Origin of the sequence: Yoonia sediminilitoris (genome assembly GCF_003058085.1) — a bacterium.
GTDB classification, from domain to species: Bacteria; Pseudomonadota; Alphaproteobacteria; order Rhodobacterales; family Rhodobacteraceae; genus Yoonia; species Yoonia sediminilitoris.
In genome coordinates this window covers 13,744-30,834 of record NZ_QBUD01000018.1, presented here as the reverse complement: position 1 = coordinate 30,834, position 17,091 = coordinate 13,744, and the positions used below count along the sequence as shown (strand labels likewise).

The 17,091-nt window shown below is 57.4% G+C and carries 12 protein-coding genes and 1 CRISPR repeat array; of the genes, 2 read left to right on the top strand and 10 right to left on the bottom strand.

What is annotated here, in order from left to right:
* Window positions 1–7: 7 nt before the first annotated feature.
* Window positions 8–2,005 carry a coiled-coil domain-containing protein gene (locus C8N45_RS20930; RefSeq protein WP_108388657.1) on the bottom strand — a complete coding sequence of 666 codons (1,998 nt, stop codon included), beginning with the start codon at window positions 2,003–2,005 and terminating at the stop codon, window positions 8–10.
* Window positions 1,977–5,153 carry an AAA domain-containing protein gene (locus C8N45_RS20925; protein ID WP_108388655.1) on the bottom strand — a complete coding sequence of 1,059 codons (3,177 nt, stop codon included), beginning with the start codon at window positions 5,151–5,153 and terminating at the stop codon, window positions 1,977–1,979. The genes C8N45_RS20930 and C8N45_RS20925 overlap by 29 nt, the downstream gene beginning before the upstream one ends.
* Before the next feature lie 194 nt (window positions 5,154–5,347).
* Here C8N45_RS20925 and C8N45_RS20920 point away from each other — a divergent pair, with 194 nt between their 5' ends.
* Both C8N45_RS20920 and C8N45_RS23050 read left to right on the top strand, forming a co-directional pair.
* Window positions 5,348–6,184: a DUF3987 domain-containing protein gene (locus C8N45_RS20920; RefSeq protein ID WP_168769545.1), complete on the top strand. Its 837-nt coding sequence runs from the start codon at window positions 5,348–5,350 to the stop codon at window positions 6,182–6,184.
* Window positions 6,185–6,192: 8 nt separating this feature from the next.
* Window positions 6,193–6,522 (top strand): hypothetical protein, encoded by a 330-nt coding sequence (locus C8N45_RS23050; RefSeq protein WP_133176027.1) that lies wholly within the window; start codon window positions 6,193–6,195, stop codon window positions 6,520–6,522.
* Between the two features lie 173 nt (window positions 6,523–6,695).
* Window positions 6,696–8,188: direct repeats of the CRISPR family, unit length 29 nt; unit sequence CGGTTCATCCCCGCGTGGGCGGGGAACAG.
* An 89-nt stretch (window positions 8,189–8,277) separates the two neighbouring features.
* Here C8N45_RS23050 and cas2e read toward each other — a convergent pair.
* The 8 genes from cas2e to cas3 all read right to left on the bottom strand — a co-directional run bounded on the left by cas2e (window position 8,278) and on the right by cas3 (window position 16,408).
* Window positions 8,278–8,568, bottom strand: coding sequence for a type I-E CRISPR-associated endoribonuclease Cas2e (gene cas2e / locus C8N45_RS20915; protein WP_108388651.1), 291 nt, complete (start codon window positions 8,566–8,568; stop codon window positions 8,278–8,280).
* The gene (cas1e, locus tag C8N45_RS20910; RefSeq protein WP_108388649.1) at window positions 8,565–9,503 is read right to left on the bottom strand and encodes a type I-E CRISPR-associated endonuclease Cas1e; all 939 of its coding nucleotides are present in this window, start codon (window positions 9,501–9,503) and stop codon (window positions 8,565–8,567) included. Before cas1e ends, cas2e begins: the two co-directional genes overlap by 4 nt.
* Window positions 9,500–10,171 carry a type I-E CRISPR-associated protein Cas6/Cse3/CasE gene (gene cas6e / locus C8N45_RS20905; protein WP_108388647.1) on the bottom strand — a complete coding sequence of 224 codons (672 nt, stop codon included), beginning with the start codon at window positions 10,169–10,171 and terminating at the stop codon, window positions 9,500–9,502. The genes cas1e and cas6e overlap by 4 nt, the downstream gene beginning before the upstream one ends.
* On the bottom strand, window positions 10,168–10,860 hold the full coding sequence (gene cas5e, locus C8N45_RS20900) for a type I-E CRISPR-associated protein Cas5/CasD (protein WP_108388645.1): 693 nt from the start codon (window positions 10,858–10,860) through the stop codon (window positions 10,168–10,170). The genes cas6e and cas5e overlap by 4 nt, the downstream gene beginning before the upstream one ends.
* Window positions 10,857–11,930, bottom strand: a complete 1,074-nt coding sequence (cas7e, locus tag C8N45_RS20895; RefSeq protein WP_108388643.1) for a type I-E CRISPR-associated protein Cas7/Cse4/CasC — start codon at window positions 11,928–11,930, stop codon at window positions 10,857–10,859. Before cas7e ends, cas5e begins: the two co-directional genes overlap by 4 nt.
* A complete protein-coding gene (gene casB, locus C8N45_RS20890; RefSeq protein ID WP_108388641.1) occupies window positions 11,931–12,404 on the bottom strand; it encodes a type I-E CRISPR-associated protein Cse2/CasB in 474 nt (157 codons plus the stop codon).
* Complete coding sequence (gene casA / locus C8N45_RS20885) at window positions 12,401–13,870, bottom strand: type I-E CRISPR-associated protein Cse1/CasA (RefSeq protein WP_108388639.1); 1,470 nt, start codon at window positions 13,868–13,870, stop codon at window positions 12,401–12,403. The genes casB and casA overlap by 4 nt, the downstream gene beginning before the upstream one ends.
* Window positions 13,871–13,954: 84 nt before the next feature.
* Complete coding sequence (cas3, locus tag C8N45_RS20880; RefSeq protein ID WP_168769544.1) at window positions 13,955–16,408, bottom strand: CRISPR-associated helicase Cas3'; 2,454 nt, start codon at window positions 16,406–16,408, stop codon at window positions 13,955–13,957.
* Window positions 16,409–17,091 lie beyond the last annotated feature (683 nt).

The window sequence follows — 17,091 nt, the reverse complement described above, 5'->3', positions numbered from 1 at the left end:
GGTTACCTCAATTGTCGGTGCTCGATGGCGCGGAGTTGTCAGACTGAGCGTTTTCACGGGCGCCAGCGCCTTCACTAATGGTTGATACTGGTTCCTGTTCCACAGACTGTCCGTCCATCAGTTCCGCTCGTGTCTCGGAAAGCTCATCATCGGCAGCAGCAAGAGCTTCTCTCAAGCGCCTCAAATCGGCAGTCCGCGCTCTTGAAAGGGCATCGGTTTCCGCAAGTTGACCAAGCTCAGCTTGAAGGGATGCGCGCGCGGCCTCCGCCTCAGCAGTGGCGGACTGCGTTTCCAGCCCGAGTTCGTCGCGACGCTCTTGGAGGCGCTCGATGTCGGCTTCCAGACTGGAACCCTGGCCTTTGAGTTCAGCAACTCGCCCGAGCTCTGTTTCCACTTCTGTCGTGATAGAACCCAAATTAGCCCGCTCTGCTTGAACTCGCTTCTCAAGTTCGGGGAGAACCTCCTCTAGTGTCGTTCGACGTGCTTGCAGCTGGTCTATTTGAGCCTGCAATCTGCTGAATTCCGCCCGTCTCTCTTCAAGTTCGGAAAGCTCTCTTTCAGCAGCTCCAAGAGCTTCTCTCAAGCGCCTCAAATCGGCAGTCCGCGCTCTTGAAAGGGCATCGGTTTCCGCAAGTTGACCAAGCTCAGCTTGAAGGGATGCGCGCGCGGCCTCCGCCTCAGCAGTGGCGGACTGCGTTTCCAGCCCGAGTTCGTCGCGACGCTCTTGGAGGCGCTCGATGTCGGCCTCCAGACTGGAACCCTGGCCTTTGAGTACAGCAACTCGCCCGAGCTCTGTCTCCACTTCTGTCGTGATAGAACCCAAATTAGCCCGCTCTGCTTGAACTCGCTTCTCAAGATCGGGGAGAACCTCCTCTAGTGTCGTTCGACGTGCTTGCAGCTGGTCCATTTGAGCCTGCAATCTGCTGAATTCCGCCCGTCTCTCTTCAAGTTCGGCAAGCTCTTCCTCTGCCGATGCAATCTGCGACTGGAGGGTAGAGAGCTGAGCGCTTCGCGTCGAAAACTGTTCCTGAGCGATGTTGAGTGCTTCTGTAGTTTCAGCGCGCTGCGCATCAGCTCGCGTCACCGCGTTCTGTGCGATCTCCAGTTCATTTTGCAATGAAGAAAGACGCGTCTCTGCTCCCGAGACACTTGCCTGCAGTTCGCCCTGTCTCGACTCGAGGTCATCGACTTCGAAATTCAGTGTTTCAAGTTGAGCTTCTGTGGATGCTATTTGTTCCTGCCCTGCACGCAGCCTCTCCTCGGCCGCATCGACCTTTTCCGCGCTGGTCGCCAATTCAGTCCGTGCAATTGCAATGTTCGCATTCAAATCGTCGAGGCTCTGTTCGAGACGATCCTCGTCACCTCGCAGTTGTTCGACAAGCCGCTCCTGTGCACGAAGGTCTTCAACGGCGGGCGCGAGTCTATCCACTTCACGTTGAAGTTCAGCTCTTCTCTCTTCGAGGCGATCGACAGCCGATTGCGTTTGGTCAACACCAGCAGACAACTCTTGCTGGCTCTCCTTAAGGGCCTGCACATCGCCTTTCAGTTTGACCACCTCTGTTTCGAGGCCATTTCTTCGCAGCAAAGCTTGAGCAGTTTCACGTTCAATTCGCTGCGCATCCGCAATCGTTTTTTGGGCTTCGGCCAAACGGTCCCGCTCAGCAGTCAATTTGGCCTGGCTTGCTTCGACACTAGCCTGCGCATCCGCCTCTCTCTGAGCCGCGCTTTGAAGGCTGCGTTCGGCGCTCGCGACTTCCTGAGACAAGCTTTGCTTTTGGTCAGAAAGTTCGCGAAACTGCTCACGAGCAAAAGCCAGTTGCTGCTGCGCGGATTGGAGTTCCCCGGTGTAGTAGCTCAGATTTTCCTCGATACGACCATATCGGCGATCGAGCGAGTTGACTTGCAGGACGAGAAAGCCCGAGGCAAGGATGGCGGCGCCACCCAGCCCCAACGCAACCGCGGTGTTCCTGCTCGACTTACGATAGGTCTTGTTCGACTCGGTCAAGACAACCCTCCATATCCCTTGAAAGTTCGTCCACCCAGAACCGGCGCACCCGCCATCCCATGGACTTCAGTTGATGATCGCGCCACAGGTCTGACGTCTTTCGACGACCGTCTGGGCTTTCGTGCCATCTGCGTCCGTCGACCTCGAGATCGAGCTTTACATCATTCGCTCCAAACAACGCGAAGTCCAGCCTCCGCCCAGCTATTTCGTGCTGCGGCTGCGGATCCAGACCTCGGGCCTTCAGAGCGTGATAGACTTTGCGTTCCCAATCGCTGTCGAACACACCTTCGCCCCGTTTCGTCCGCGCTTCCGTCGCCCTCGAAGCGAGCTTGGCCAGCGCTTTTGATTGCCCTGAACGTGCAAAATCAAGATCGCCGAAGATCATCGCGACCGCCCGAGCCCGCGAAATCGCAACGTTCAAACGGCGCGTATCTCGCTGAAAGAAGGTCAAGCCAGACTGCGGGCTGCGTGGACCGACGCAAGGCGAGAACATGATGAGATCCCGCTCCTGTCCCTGAAAACCGTCAACTGTGCCAACCTTGAGCTCGCAGGCAATGCGCTTCGGTTCATCCAGGACGGCATCGACCGCGTTCTCGATAGCGGCCACTTGAGCGCGAAACGGCGTTATGACACCGATGCTGCCAGTGTATTTGTCTTCAACGATCAGCTTTTTCAGGTGCCTAACAATCGCGCTTACTTCCGACGGATTGACGTTGCCCATTTGCGGGACCGCGGGAGCAGGAACATGTTCCCATGCGAGGCCAGGGCGCACCCCATCTGGCACGTTCAGTCGCCTCGGGTCATACGAGGTCTGCAACTGGTTTCCGTAGAAGTTCTCGCTGATGTAATCGACGATGGGGCCTGCTGAACGATACTGGTGCCTCAGAGTAATCCTGTTGTCGGCAACAGACACGCGCGATGCGAAATCGAATAGCGAACGGCGACTCTGGGCGAAACGGCCCATTCTGGCGACCGGTAGGCCCTGAGCCTGCATGAGATTGCGATCCTGCGCCTGACCCAGTTGAGGGATGAATGACAGTTGTCGATCATCCCCAACAACGACGGCCCGCTTCGCGCGCGCCAGCAACGGAACGGCCGTCGCGATGTCGCATTGGCTCGCCTCGTCGAAGATCACGAGGTCAAACAGCCCGTCATCAAGAGGTATGCGTCGAGGCGTGCCCAAGATCGATGCAAGCCACAAAGGCCGATGCGAAATGAGGACGCGCGAAAGATCAGTAGGGGGATGTCCCCGTCCCCCGTCGAATGTCCAGTCATCGTAGAGTTCTGCGATTTCGCGCCTCTCATCCTCTGGGAGATGTGTCCGGGCGGACAGAATGCGAGGCAGAAGATTCTCGGTCGCTTCCCGGATCTTCTCGCCTAAGGCGATCGGATCGTCAGGTGTCCCGAGCGCATCGCGTTCATATCTTTTTTCTGCCAGCGCGCAATGAAGCTCTTTGACGTTCATTCCGCGGCGGGACGAAGAATGATCTGTCACTGGCGCTACTTTGGGGGGACGCTTGGCGAAAAGCGATCCAAACCAAGAGACAAAGCGGAGTAAGAGACTTTGTCTCGGATCCACGTCTTCAGAGTCTTGGTTGTCAGGGCGCCCGCGATCCTCTCGGACTTGAATCCGGTCCAGAATATCGGAAATTTCGCATTCCGTTTCCGTGATCTTATCGATCACGCTAACCACTTCGCTTCTCGCGATCGCGTCGCTTTTGAGCTCGCCTAATGCGAATTCGTCGACAGATGCGTTGCGCGTCACATTTTCGCTGTCGATGAGTTGTTTGAGGGCGTCCTTGAAGCCCGTATCCGCCTCGTCATTCGGGTTCAGTGTCCGGATGGCGAATGGGACGTCCGGAGCAAGAGAGCCAAGACGGTCCTCCACAGCATCAAGCGCTTGATGGTTCTTGGAGGCGACGAGAACACTGCCACCATCTGCGAGCACTGACGCGGCCATAGATACGATCGCTTGGCTTTTGCCAGTCCCGGGCGGACCGGTCACGACGGTCAAAGGCGCTTGGCATGCGGATCGAACCGCGCGCAACTGTTCCTTGTTCAGCGGAACTGCGTCGATTGCAGCAGCCTTGTCCGTGCCGTCTTGAAGGTCAAACCCGAATACCGCGCCAAGCGCAGTTCTCTCAAGGCGGTCCTTCGGCCATGTCGCAATGGCATCCAGGTCACGAGCAGCCCCCGCGGTGAAAGAAGAGTCAGTCGGTAGGAAGATCGCGGCGCTGTCAAAAATCCCTTGAGCCGAGGCATCGAGCTGTGTGGCGAGATTCTCGCCGACAACGCGACCACGTATCTGACTGGCAACGGCAATCCTTACCTTCTCCACAAAATCCTGAGCCCGCAGCCCCAGCCCATCGTCCACGAAAAAAAGGTCAGCGAGGTCGTCGCGCTTCCAGCCGCTGGCACGAGCGGCACTTTTGACCCAATCAGGGTTTACCAAAACGTCATCGGCATCAATCGTCAGGATTAGACGGTCATCCTTACGATCCCAAGCTGCTGCTAACATGCCAACGGGTCGAAAGACAGGAACTCCGCCACGTCGTCCGACCGCCATCGGCCAACCCACTGCAAGCGCGTTCTCGTGACCTTCCCTTCGCACCAGAGCCTCTCGAAAGGCAGGATCAATCGCGTCGAGTTCGATTGAAACAGTCAGCGTTTGCCCTTCTTCTGGACCGATAGGGCCACGCCCAGAGATCAAGGCCCACTCGATTCCATGTTTGTCGAGAACCTGGGTCGTGGCTCCTCGTGGATCGGCACGCAAGGCCGAGCGCCAATATCTCAGTAGCGCTTGCGGATCGGGAGCATCTGAACTTTCGTCTTCTTGATCAGGTAGTTCGGCCGCCGTCGGTTCCGAGGAGAAGAATGCATTGGCAGCGTGAATGACATCAACGAAGCCCTCAGGCCCTCCACCTCTCGAAGCCGACACGCTCTCATGTCTGGGTTTGAAACCATCTGCCTTTGCACGCCAGCGACCGTCCTTGCCTTTCACTATCAAACCATCGCGAAATAGCGTCTCCAGTTCGCTGAGAGCCGCAAGCCGCTTGTCATTTGAGAAAGCCGCACCGACGAGAACAAGCAATTCTTCGGTAGTCCGACCTCTCGGAAAAGCCCGAACCGTCTTCAAAACCAGAGACATGCTTCAGGCCTTCTACCGAGCCGGAAACCTTCGGATAACCGGGACGGAATGTTTGAATAGCGTCTGCTGCACCCAATACTCGACCTGACAACGAAAATTGGTTTCAAAGACCACCTCAAAACACAAATAAACATCAATTCTCAATACTTTGCAAGCGACTGGCGCGCGCAGGCGCGCTGTCTGGCCATGGTTGGTTGCCCGACCGGCCCTTCTGGCTGGAGGCATTTGGTGGCCGCAGCTATGCAGTTGATCGGAAGAGTAGCCCTGAACCCATATTGGTGGAGCATCTGTCGATCGCGGTTCTGGGTGGCACCCAGCCCGATAAATTGGACAGGCTCTTGGTTCAGAATGACGACGACGGCTTGCTGGCGCGATACCTCGTAACATATCCAGCCCAACCACCGCTGCGTCGTCCAACGACTGCTGTTGATAACAAGACTTTGCAGATTGCTTATCAGCGTCTGCGGGCCCTTGAACCGGTAACTGATGAGCACGGCAATAAAACGCCGCAGCTTCTCTACTTGGACGCGGCTGCCCAAGACGTTTTGCAGGAATTTCGAGAGCAATGCCGTGATTGGGAGATCGAAGCGTCAGGGTTGATGAAGAGTCACATTGGTAAATTGCCTGGCTTGGCTGTCCGTGTCGCTACGGTTTTTGCACTTCTAGACTATGCAAAGGATGGATTGGCGCCAGTCAAGATGATCAGTACCGTTCATTTAGGGCGCGCATGCCACTATGTGGGAGAACACCTCCGCATGCACGCACATCGCTCTTACGGGGTCGCCTCGAGGCCGTCCGAGATTCGTGCGGCAAGCCGCATTGCAGAGATCATTGTGGCCGAGGGTCTGACAGAGATTAACACGCGGGAGATACAGCGCCGCGGGTTGTCTGACTTGCAATCTGCAAAAGAGATCGCACCCGCATTTGCTGTGCTTGAGAACGCAAACTGGATTAGACCTGCTCCGCACACCGGATCAGGTCGTCCCCGCAAAAGCTATGTTGTGAACCCGCGCGCGGAGGTAGTGAAATGAGTAAGTGGTTGGCGCTCGCGCAAGATCCCACTACTTACGCGAAATCCCTCAATGACAATCCGACAAAACCTGACAAAATTGCAGAACCGCCAACTAAAGCGGACTTCTGTCGGGTTTTGTCAGGCTGTCATGCGGCTGGATATGAAACCGCAGCGGCATTGGACCGCTCTGCAATGCGCCATGGTTTTGCAATAAGCGGCCATCCCAAAACATGGACCGGGCAAATTGTTTCGCTGGATGAATGGCGAAAGCTGACCGCTTGGCAAAAACATGGTGCAGACGGTCAGCTCTGGTGTGGTGTCTGCAAGAGCTGGGTTCATCAGTGCGATCATTGCTAGGTGTCATCAGCGTCGTCGTCAGGTCTTTGGGAAGCAGGTACGTGTTGCATGAAACCACAATGGCAAAAGAAAGGTGGCCATTCTTGAAGAGCGTGATGGCCATCGCTGCGACAACCGCGGCATCCGCTGGGCGGGGAACAGCCTTGGCGGCTGACCGATCAAGAGCGGTTCATCGGTTCATCCCCGCGTGGGCGGGGAACAGTCTGCAAACCGATTTGACCCGCGCCCGAACAGCGGTTCATCCCCGCGTGGGCGGGGAACAGATTCTAGTTGTCGGGGTCCGGCCCGTTGGTCCCGGTTCATCCCCGCGTGGGCGGGGAACAGAGATGCCGTATGTTCCTCAACTGCTTGGCTCTCGGTTCATCCCCGCGTGGGCGGGGAACAGGGCAACATACCTGTTCTGCAACTGCGCGCCGACGGTTCATCCCCGCGTGGGCGGGGAACAGTGACAACATGGACTGCGTTGCCATCCTATGCCCGGTTCATCCCCGCGTGGGCGGGGAACAGGATCAGAACGCGGACACAAGCGACGTGCTAAACGGTTCATCCCCGCGTGGGCGGGGAACAGGCAGGACTATCCGCTGCACGAGGTCAAGGCCGCGGTTCATCCCCGCGTGGGCGGGGAACAGGCGCTCAACGCCGTTCATGACCGATATGGGCACGGTTCATCCCCGCGTGGGCGGGGAACAGGGTCGAGGTCGCGGAACAGGACTTGAGGACGGCGGTTCATCCCCGCGTGGGCGGGGAACAGTTCAACTGGCAGCTTCACGATAACGTGGTCGCCGGTTCATCCCCGCGTGGGCGGGGAACAGGACGACGGCACAGAAAGCACCCTTTGGCCCGGCGGTTCATCCCCGCGTGGGCGGGGAACAGGGTCTCTCGATGGTATATCCTTTTAGTGGTCCCGGTTCATCCCCGCGTGGGCGGGGAACAGCTATCAGCGAAGAAAGTTTTGTAAACACAAATCGGTTCATCCCCGCGTGGGCGGGGAACAGATCCGGTCAATTCGATTGCGAGGCTGACAAGCCGGTTCATCCCCGCGTGGGCGGGGAACAGCACTCGGGCATACGATTGAAGGCGAACAGAACCGGTTCATCCCCGCGTGGGCGGGGAACAGCGGGCGCCCGTTGTTGAATTCCCTCTGCAATTCGGTTCATCCCCGCGTGGGCGGGGAACAGGCTTTGGTGGGACAAGCTGCAAACTATGCCGTCGGTTCATCCCCGCGTGGGCGGGGAACAGGAACGTTGGTCGGCATCGAAGGGCCAAACGAGCGGTTCATCCCCGCGTGGGCGGGGAACAGTCTAGTCCTGGGGTTGTATAGACTGGTCAACACGGTTCATCCCCGCGTGGGCGGGGAACAGGCGGGCGCTGCTGGACCTAGCACTGACGCGGGCGGTTCATCCCCGCGTGGGCGGGGAACAGGGGTGCCACGTGGTCACGTACGGGCTGTCTGGCGGTTCATCCCCGCGTGGGCGGGGAACAGGCTGTGTCATACGAAATAGCCGCACCTTCCTGCGGTTCATCCCCGCGTGGGCGGGGAACAGGCGAGCGCCTAGCATGTCGTCTGCGTCAAAGCCGGTTCATCCCCGCGTGGGCGGGGAACAGCTTCTTTGATGAATGATTCCTCAATCACCCGCCGGTTCATCCCCGCGTGGGCGGGGAACAGACTTCCTGTAGACACTTGATCTACCACTATTATTCGATTGTCAAAAAGCGCACCGAATGTTTCAGCCACGAAAGACGCACTCTAGCGCCTTACTTCGCGCCCGTATTCGGAAAGAACTTCACCAGCTTTAGCCCTTCGAAATCAACAGGCATACGGCGGTTTCTGCCGACAGTCTGGAACTCGTAGCCTTGGTCGGTCGGGGCCTTCCAGATCATCACGCCGTCGCCCTTTTCGATCCCACCCGAAACCTGCTTCCAGATCATCTCGCGGGTGCGGGCGCTATAGTCGCCGACATAAACGCCTGCCCGAACCTCGACGAGCCAAGCCGCCAGCCTACCCCGAAGTCTCGGCGGCGCATTGGAAACCACGACGACCATCATCTCTGCCCATCCTCGCCGGTCTGCTCAGGACGGTCAAAAGCCGCACCGCGCGCTTCGGGCGGTGGCTCGGGGCGTGCAAGCTTGCCTGCAGAAAGCACATCTTCAATCTTCGGAATTATGTCCGCCAACAGGCCCGTTTTGCGAAACATGTCACGACACGCAAGCCGAACCGCGCGATCTGGGTGCATATCCAGCTTGCCCTTGGCGGCCTGTCCGGCGATGCGAAACGCCTCGGGAACAACGGTTATCAATTTATATAGGTCAGCGATGTCGTAAACAAAGGACAGAGGCTTGCCCGTGTGCAAGAAGCCGATCGCAGGGGCATATCCGGCCGCAAGAACCGCCGCCTCGGCAAGCCCGTGAAGACAGGCGGTCGCGGCCGACAGGCAGCGGTTCGGGATATCCCCCGCCTCCCAGTCTGCAACGTCGTAAGAGCGGCGCTTCCACTCAACCCCGTATTGCTGCGCCAATAGCGCGTAGGTCTCGCGCACCCTGACGCCTTCGATCCCGCGCAATTGATTAATCGAGCGGCGCGACGGGGCCTCATCTCCGAACCGCATCTCATACATCTTGCGCACCACACGCAGCCGCGCCGCATCGTCCAAAGCAATCGAGGCTTGCCACAGAAGCTTGTCCGAACGCGCCCCTCCTGGTTGGCCTGCGGAATAGAGGCGCACACCACCTTCTCCGACCCAAGTGATCAGAGTGCCGACCCGCGCCGCCAGAGTAATCGCGGCATGGGAGATCCGCGCCCCGGGTTCGAGCATAACCCCCGCAAGGCCGCCTACGGGAATCTGGGTCCGCGTCCCGTCCGCATTCACTGCAACAAAGGCTCCGTCTGCCACGTCAAGTTGAGCGCGCTCCACAAAGACAAGCTGCGCCCGATCCTTGAGCGGGATCGGACGCGGTGGAGGCAAACCCGGAAGATCGCTCATACTGCGCGACGGATTAGCATAAGCCCGCAACCGAAGGCCTTGGCGCGGCCGAAGCCTTTCTCGAGCGCAGTACGAAATGGCTCTGAGTCCGTGACCTCAACAGTACCCTGAAGATCGAGAATGCCAAACTGCGGCTGCCCCACGCGTTTGCCCCGATAGGTCGGGAGCACATGAACCAAATACTCTTTTACCTCGCATCGTTTGACAACGAACCCGTTTCGCGCGCCTTGACGTTCGATCCAGGCCGGGCCTTCGATCTGGGCGATCTCCATGCGCTTTGTTGCGCGCTTGTCGGGCGCAATCCCATGAAGCGCATCCATAACTACATCCACGCGGCCCACGCTCTTTTTCGCGCGCGTCGCATTGGCCCTGAGTGCAAAGTCGAGCCGATCCCCGACTGCAAGCACAGGATCGAACGGTTTCGTATCGACACGCGAGAAGAGTTCGCTCGAAACAGGCTCACGGGCAGATAAGATCAAGAACTCCCCTGCCCTCTCTTCACGCCAGAGAAAATCACGTTTGCGGTCAGGCTCATCGGCGAAAAGCGTCCAGAGAAGACGGTGATGCGCATCAGTGCGTTTACCTGCGTCGTCGGGGAGGAGAAGGACATTCATCGCCTGAACAGAAGGCGAGCGCGAGACGGTCACACGCGAGATAAACATACTCATCGTGCGACCTCCGGGGTGATCTCTACCGAACGGAACGCCACCCGCCGCGCACCGAAGTGCCAGTGTGCACGGTCAATCACACGATCGTGTCGGATCTCGGTGTGGGTATCACCCTCAGCGGCATCGGTGACCAGCTGCTTCGCTACAGCGCCGCTGCGCCATTCGGGGACTCGTGCTTTGGTCATAGCGTCTTCGACTGTGTCGGCCTGAACCAAATGAGCATCTACAGGGGCGGATAACGGACAAGATTTGCGCCCGAGATAAAGCGTGAACACTGGCCTCTTCAATGCGGCCCAAAGCGGCTCGAGATCATCGCCCCAGACCACCACTCCAAAGAGCGGCCCCGTGCGGTAATCGCGCAGAGTGATCGTAGTATTTGTGTCCTGCCCCGCGGAGCGGAGCGCCTCTGGCCGCGAATTGGGGGACTTGGCCTTGGCAGAAGGAACCGTCTCAACCGTGTGGTAATCGCGAAAGCCCCGGTCGGTCCGTTGCTCAAACCGTGCAACCGCCATCCCTAATGCATTGATCGCTGAGAAATCCGCGTCCCGTTTCAGTCCAAGCGCGGCACCAAGCAGCCCCGTGATCGCAGACCTCCCAGGCCAAAGGTAAGTCCCCCGCCGCTCATGCCCGGCCAGATCGCCCATCGCACCAATCGAGGCTGATAGGGTAAAGACCAGATAATGCGTCATACGCCCGCCTTGACTGTTGACGCTGCAAAGTCTGCGATCCCGTCGAGCGAGCCAATGCTCGCCCGAACGTCCATCACTGAAATCCGATCATAGGTTTTGCCATAAGCGCGGTCAATGTTCTCGGCGGTCTTGGTCAAGGCCTCGACCGAAGTGCGTTCCCAAGGCTGCGCCTTCACAGGCGAAAAAAACGCACCCGTCAGATCGCGCGGTTGCTGCGGGCCCGCCTCTGCGCGGATGTAATAGGCCCGTGGGCGGTTGGCATAGCTGTTCTGCTTGCCCGTGGGCGTCGCCATAGCCACACCCCGCGCCAAGGCCTCCAACCCTTTGGCTGCCAATTCCCGATTGCCGGCAAGGTTCTCTACCAGAAGATCAACGTTCACGCAGACGTATTGATAATAGATGCCCGAACCAAAACCGCTCTCGCCAAGGTGCCCTGCCCCGCTGTCCTCGGCTTTATTGAGGTCATCCACTGCCGAATACCAATCATCCTCAACCACTGCCGTGTGCGTGGTGATCGCATGACTTACTTGCACAGCGGCGTCACGGTTGAAATCCGCGTCATCCGCCAACATCCGCCCGAACATCGCGATATCAATCGCCCCGTCCGCCTTTCGCAACACAAGCCTCTTGAGATCCTTATCCTTGGGCAGGTCTTCGCCCGATAGAACCTTTTCCGCCAACTCCTCAGCCAAGGACCATTCCGCAGGCGAGATGAACGCAAGTGTGGTGCCGATTTTCTTCTCAGGCGCTTTTTTGTCAGGCGTCTCAAGCTTGCCAAAGATCACGGCAACCTGCTCGGCTGCGGCGACGGCGGCATCCTGCTTGGCTCCGCCCACAACCAGGTGATCGCGAAGACCCTCAAACAAACGCTTTGTGCGCGTGCCCTGATGATCCTTCAAATCGAGCGCAAAGAACGAACTCTCACGGATTGCCCGTTTGGACGACTGTGACGAAATCCGAAGACGCGGTGCGCCGCCGACATTCGCCTGTTTCGGGCGACCTTGATCATCGCGGTTCGGGTTGGAAGGGCCGTATTCCGTCAGAACGTGAAATTGCAGAAACGTCGTCATTTAGTGAGTCTCCTCGGAAAACTGATTGGGCGCCTCAGCCCCAAAATAATGAAAGCACCAAGTCATGCGGGTCTGATCCGACCAGAACATCAGGTCTTCGCCCAGAGCCGCCACGTTACAGCGATGCCCTGCGATCTTAATTGCCCGTCGAAGGCCGTTGATCAGTTCATCTCCTTCGGCGCGCATCAGCTTTTGAAACCGAAGCTGCGAAAGGTCAGGGTCGTGGCCACCCAGGACTTTTGCAAGCGTTTGCGGCACATTCTCGCGCACTTCCGCGAGAAGCGACACAAGCCTAACAAGCTTTTCCGCGTCCTTAATGCCAAGCTCGCGCGCAAGCTCGTGCACCTTGGGCTCGCTCATCGCGGCCACAGGCCCCGCCCGCCGAAGCGTCGCCGCAAGCCGGCGCCCATGCGCGGTATCGCGTTCGAGTTCCGCAGACCACCACTTGAGAATAGCTTTACCCTTGTCACTCATGCTGCTTTTCCTTTTGCCTTGGGCGGCTCCTTTTCAAGGGCCTCAAAAAGCAACCGCCCAAACTTGCCGTAGCCGGCAAAGGTTCCCGTCAAGGCCCTGCGCGCATTCACAATCTTTTCGATGTCTGAGGTATCCCGCTGATCAATCGCAGAAAGTGAAAGGGCATCGAAACGGCTGAGCACCTCGGACCGCAGAACCTTGAGCCAGCAGGCATAGACCTCTTCAATCGACTCGCCCATTTTCAATGCCGCAAGGCAGCCCACGAACGCCGGTTCGGTCGCAGCATAGAACGCCTCGCGCTCGGCCTCGAGTCCTTCGCCTTTTGCCAGAACAGGGACAAGCGAGCCGCGCAGGGCGATGGCGGCATTGTCAGCCGCTGTCACCAGCCCAATAAGACAAATCGTTTCATCCTCGGGCAGATCAATGAGCGGCTGGACCGAATGGACAAAATCCCGCGGTTTCATGTTGTCCATCGACCATCCGGCCAAGATCACGCTGGCTTCCTTTCGGGAACGCTGTTCCCATAGGTTCACGCAATGCGCCCGCTCGGCCAACTCGGCATCCCTGGACTGTGCGAGGATACCAAGCCAGTTACGATAGCCGAAGGATCCCGCCTTGGGGTGCACGGGCAGAGGTTCCTCCCCTGCCTTGATTCGGTAATAAGGGCTGAGCGGGTGCATCCAGATGCCATAATTGGTGCCATAAGGTTTCTGGACCACGCCCGTTATCACATCCCCCTCGACCACCAGATGCAGACGGCGCGGTACCCCGAAGAAGGCCTCGACCGAAAAACGCTGGCCCTGAGGCGGCAGGACCACCTGATTGTTGTCAGACACCCGTGTCGGGTTCATCCAAGGCAATTCGGACAACGCCGCCGGCATTCCGTTCGGCACGTTCGCCCAGATAATCGACCAGAGACCCTGCCCCGGATCAACCAACGTCACCATCGGCCCGCCACCCCGCATCGAGGTCCGGTTGCCTGCCCCACCCGAAGGCGCATGGGCCTGAAAGGTATGAAGCGCCATCGCGGCCAGCGGCAGGTCAAGCCCCCTATAGCGATCTCGATGCACCATCAGGTCAGCATTTTTTTTGGCCGTATTGGCACCCGCACTGTCGATGAACAGCATATCCACAGGGTTCGGCGACCCGTCCAACGGCTCCAAATCCTGCAAAAAGAGCGGTCCCTCGCCGGTAAGGTTGAACGCTGGTGCATAAGGAGCCAACTTCCCTTTCAACCGTTCAGGATCAGGTTGCACCCGCGCAACCCAATCATCACGGCTCGCCGGTGGATCGGCCATGAAAACCAACCCGACGAGCAATTCAAGACAAGCAATGTTGAGATCACCGCGCGGCCAATCCGGTCGCTGCAGAGACATATCTGCCATTTCCCAAGGCGCGATGATCCGGCGGCTACCAAATTTATCAACAACCGGAATCCATTGTTCAGTAATTAAATTCAAGGGCAAAGAATATTCCGAGAATAGTAAATATTTTTATCTTCACTACCTTAAAGTAATTTCCCTCGTTATCAACTCTCATTTAATGTTGAATCAGAAAATCAGCCCCTTATCGCTTTGATAAGAGAGCTCCTCGCAGATACTTCCGTCCTCCGCCACCGGACAAAGAGTATATTTCCCGCGCATCCATTCTTTCCATATATCTGTTATTGCCGTAATTCTTGGACTACTTTGATCCGGCAATTCCAGCTTTTCCAATCGGTGTTTCGCCGCGCTGACTTCCGACATGGCCCAGCCGTCCGGTCCGTCGATATAAGGCACCAAACGTCCGTCTCGTTCTCTGGCAAGGACAAGGGTCCGTTGCTCGGGACCCAGACGCGTCGGATAGCTGGCATCGTCGTGGGCTTGCCCGCCAAGCCCATAACCATCCTCGATCCTAACGATGTTCATGCTCGCAAGTGACTGGTGCGAAAACTCCTTGCCCTTCCTATCTCGTTCGAACTTATCCAAAACCTCCGGCGTCTCGGGATTCCCGGAATACGCGCTCTCGATCAGGGGCCGGATGCCCGACGGTGCAACGATCTCGGCTTGGCGAAAGAGGTGATAGGCCGTGCGCCACATAAGGTCGGCCGAATAAGTATAGGCACCGCTGTCGAGCACGTCCATCAGCCAGCGTCCATGCTCGACCGCTAAAGGATCGGGCGAGACCACATAGAGCACCGGCGCCGTTACAGGCCTATTGTCTGCAGGCCGAATATCCATATGACGCCACAATCGACCGACCCTCTGGACCAGCCCCGCCATTGGGGCAAGGTCCGAGACCATCACGTCAAAATCGAGGTCAAGCGAGGACTCAAGCACCTGAGTGCCGACTAAAACGCACCCTTCCCTTCCCTTTCCGTTTTTACCGAAGCGGTCCCTCATCAACCGTTCGATCCGCTTGCGATCCCCAAGCGTATACCGCGCGTGCAGAAGTTCGGCCTCAACTCCTTCGGCCCGCAATGCTTCAAATGCCGCAATTGCATCATCAACGGCGTTCCTGACCCAGACACAAGCGGCACCCGTCGCGGCCTTTTCCTTGATTAGCAAAACAGCATGCTCGGCGCTTGCCAGCCGCTCGACCGAGACCGGACCTTTCGGCCCTGTGTTCTGCGGCATATCGCGCACTGCAGCACCACCGCCGATGGTCAACGCAGGATAGGCCTGATCCTTATCATCGGCACCCCCGTAGGTCGCAAGTAGTTTGCTTCTAAGTTCGATTGGCAATGTTGCCGTCAGCAAGATCGCGGACCCACCAGCCACGCGATGAAGCTTCAGCAGCGCCGTCAGAGTTTCGGCGATATATGGCTCCCCGAGTTCATGCACTTCATCAACGATCAGAATTTTCGACGCGAGCCCAAAATGGCGAAGGGTCTGAAATTTAACCGGCAGAGTTGACAAGAGCGCCTGATCAATCGTGCCGACCCCGACAGTTGCCAAGAGCGCCCTGCGCCGACTATCCCCAAGCCATTCGGTACAACCGATGTCTTCCGGCGCATTTGGCTGTCCCTCCTGAATATCGCGGTAGTCTTCGGACAGACCTGCGCGGCCATGCGCAAGCGTCACTGTGGGCTTGTGCACGAACATCTTACCGACGAGTTTGCTGACGCGCGAAAACATCGCATCTGCCGTTGCCATCGTCGGCAAAGCAAAGAAGAGCCCCTGCCCCTTCCTCGCCGTCAGCATCCGCTGAGCCAGCATCAAAGCCGCTTCGGTTTTGCCCGACCCAGTTTCGTCTTCGATGATCGCGAGCATAGGGCCATTGGCTAAAGCGACGGAGCGGCTGGCTTCTTGCATCGGACGCAGTTCGGGCCAGTCGAAAACACACAATCTGCTGGCAGGATTTGACTCGATTCCGACGCCCTTGATGGCCGCGGCAGCTTTTACTCTGGCTACGTTAAGATAGCCCCCCAACGAATACACTGGTTCTGCGGCTTCAAACCAATTCGCATTCGAACCGATCCAATCAGCCGTTGTCACCAACCCCGAGAACCACCAGCTCAGTTCATAGGATCGTTGCTCATCGATTCCGGCAAGGGATGCTCCTGGCCAAAGCTCTGCTATGGCCTTGATCATCAACTGGACGTCGTCCGGGATGTTGCGTTTGGCTCTACGCTTTTCCTGCGCCGACCAGTCTGATGGTCTTCCGTGATGGCCTGCCGTTGCATCAATAAGAGGATCTAATCGAGAAGGGGAATCAGGATTGAGGATTTTCGCGAGCAGCTCTATGTTTTCAAACAGATAGACCTCGCTTAACCGCCAATGCGAAACAGAAGGCGTGGATGAGCCACGCAGCATACAGCGAAAACGGCTGTGCAGTTTTCCGATATCGTGCAACGCCGCAAGAATGACCAAGGCCTGCTTATGTTCTGACGAAAACGCCGTCTGCTCTAAAATAGCTTCAGCTACCGAGGCAACGTCGAGCATGTGGTAAATCGCCGGGTGTTCCACGCCGTTTTCCCCGGCACTCTTGCCAGGCCAACGAGCGATCAAATCATATTCAATCATAAAAAATCTTTCGCCAAATAAGGGTAGTAGACCAATTTAGCCAGTCGCCTTCAAGAAAATTGTCAGTCGATTGTTATCAGGACTGACTGGCTTTGGCTGTGCAGTCAGCGCACCCAATCAATCAACGCCCTGCGGGCGCAATTGGCGGCCATTCTTGAGGCAGAAACTGGATTAAAAAGGGCCCAACTTTCCCTTAACAATCCCGAGGGTCGAAAAGAGAAAATCGTTTCAGCCATAACTCAACTAGATATTTTGCTAAGACGCACTGCGGAATTGCGCTACCGACTGCCTCCGTACGTAAACAACCTAGAAATAGGCGCTCCGATCGACCTAAATCCCATTTTCCAACGTGACCACCGCCTTCGTTTGCTACTTCGTGCTTTTGCGCCAAGTCCAGTTGAAGCTATTTCAGAGAGCTTATCAACTAGGTCTACATATCCGCCGGTCATGCTTAACCACCTGTGGGAACTGTGGGGGATAGTTTGGATAGCTAAACAACTAAGAAACCTTGATTTTACGGGCACATGCTTTGTTGAAACGATAAAGTCCGAGAGGCGATGTTCATGGCATTTCGAAAGGGACGGAGTAACAATCAAACTCGATTTCGAACCTGAACCCGCTCTTGTTGACTATACGCAAATGCCACCGGTTCATGAGCGTGGCATTCCAGCGTTCGAGTGGGC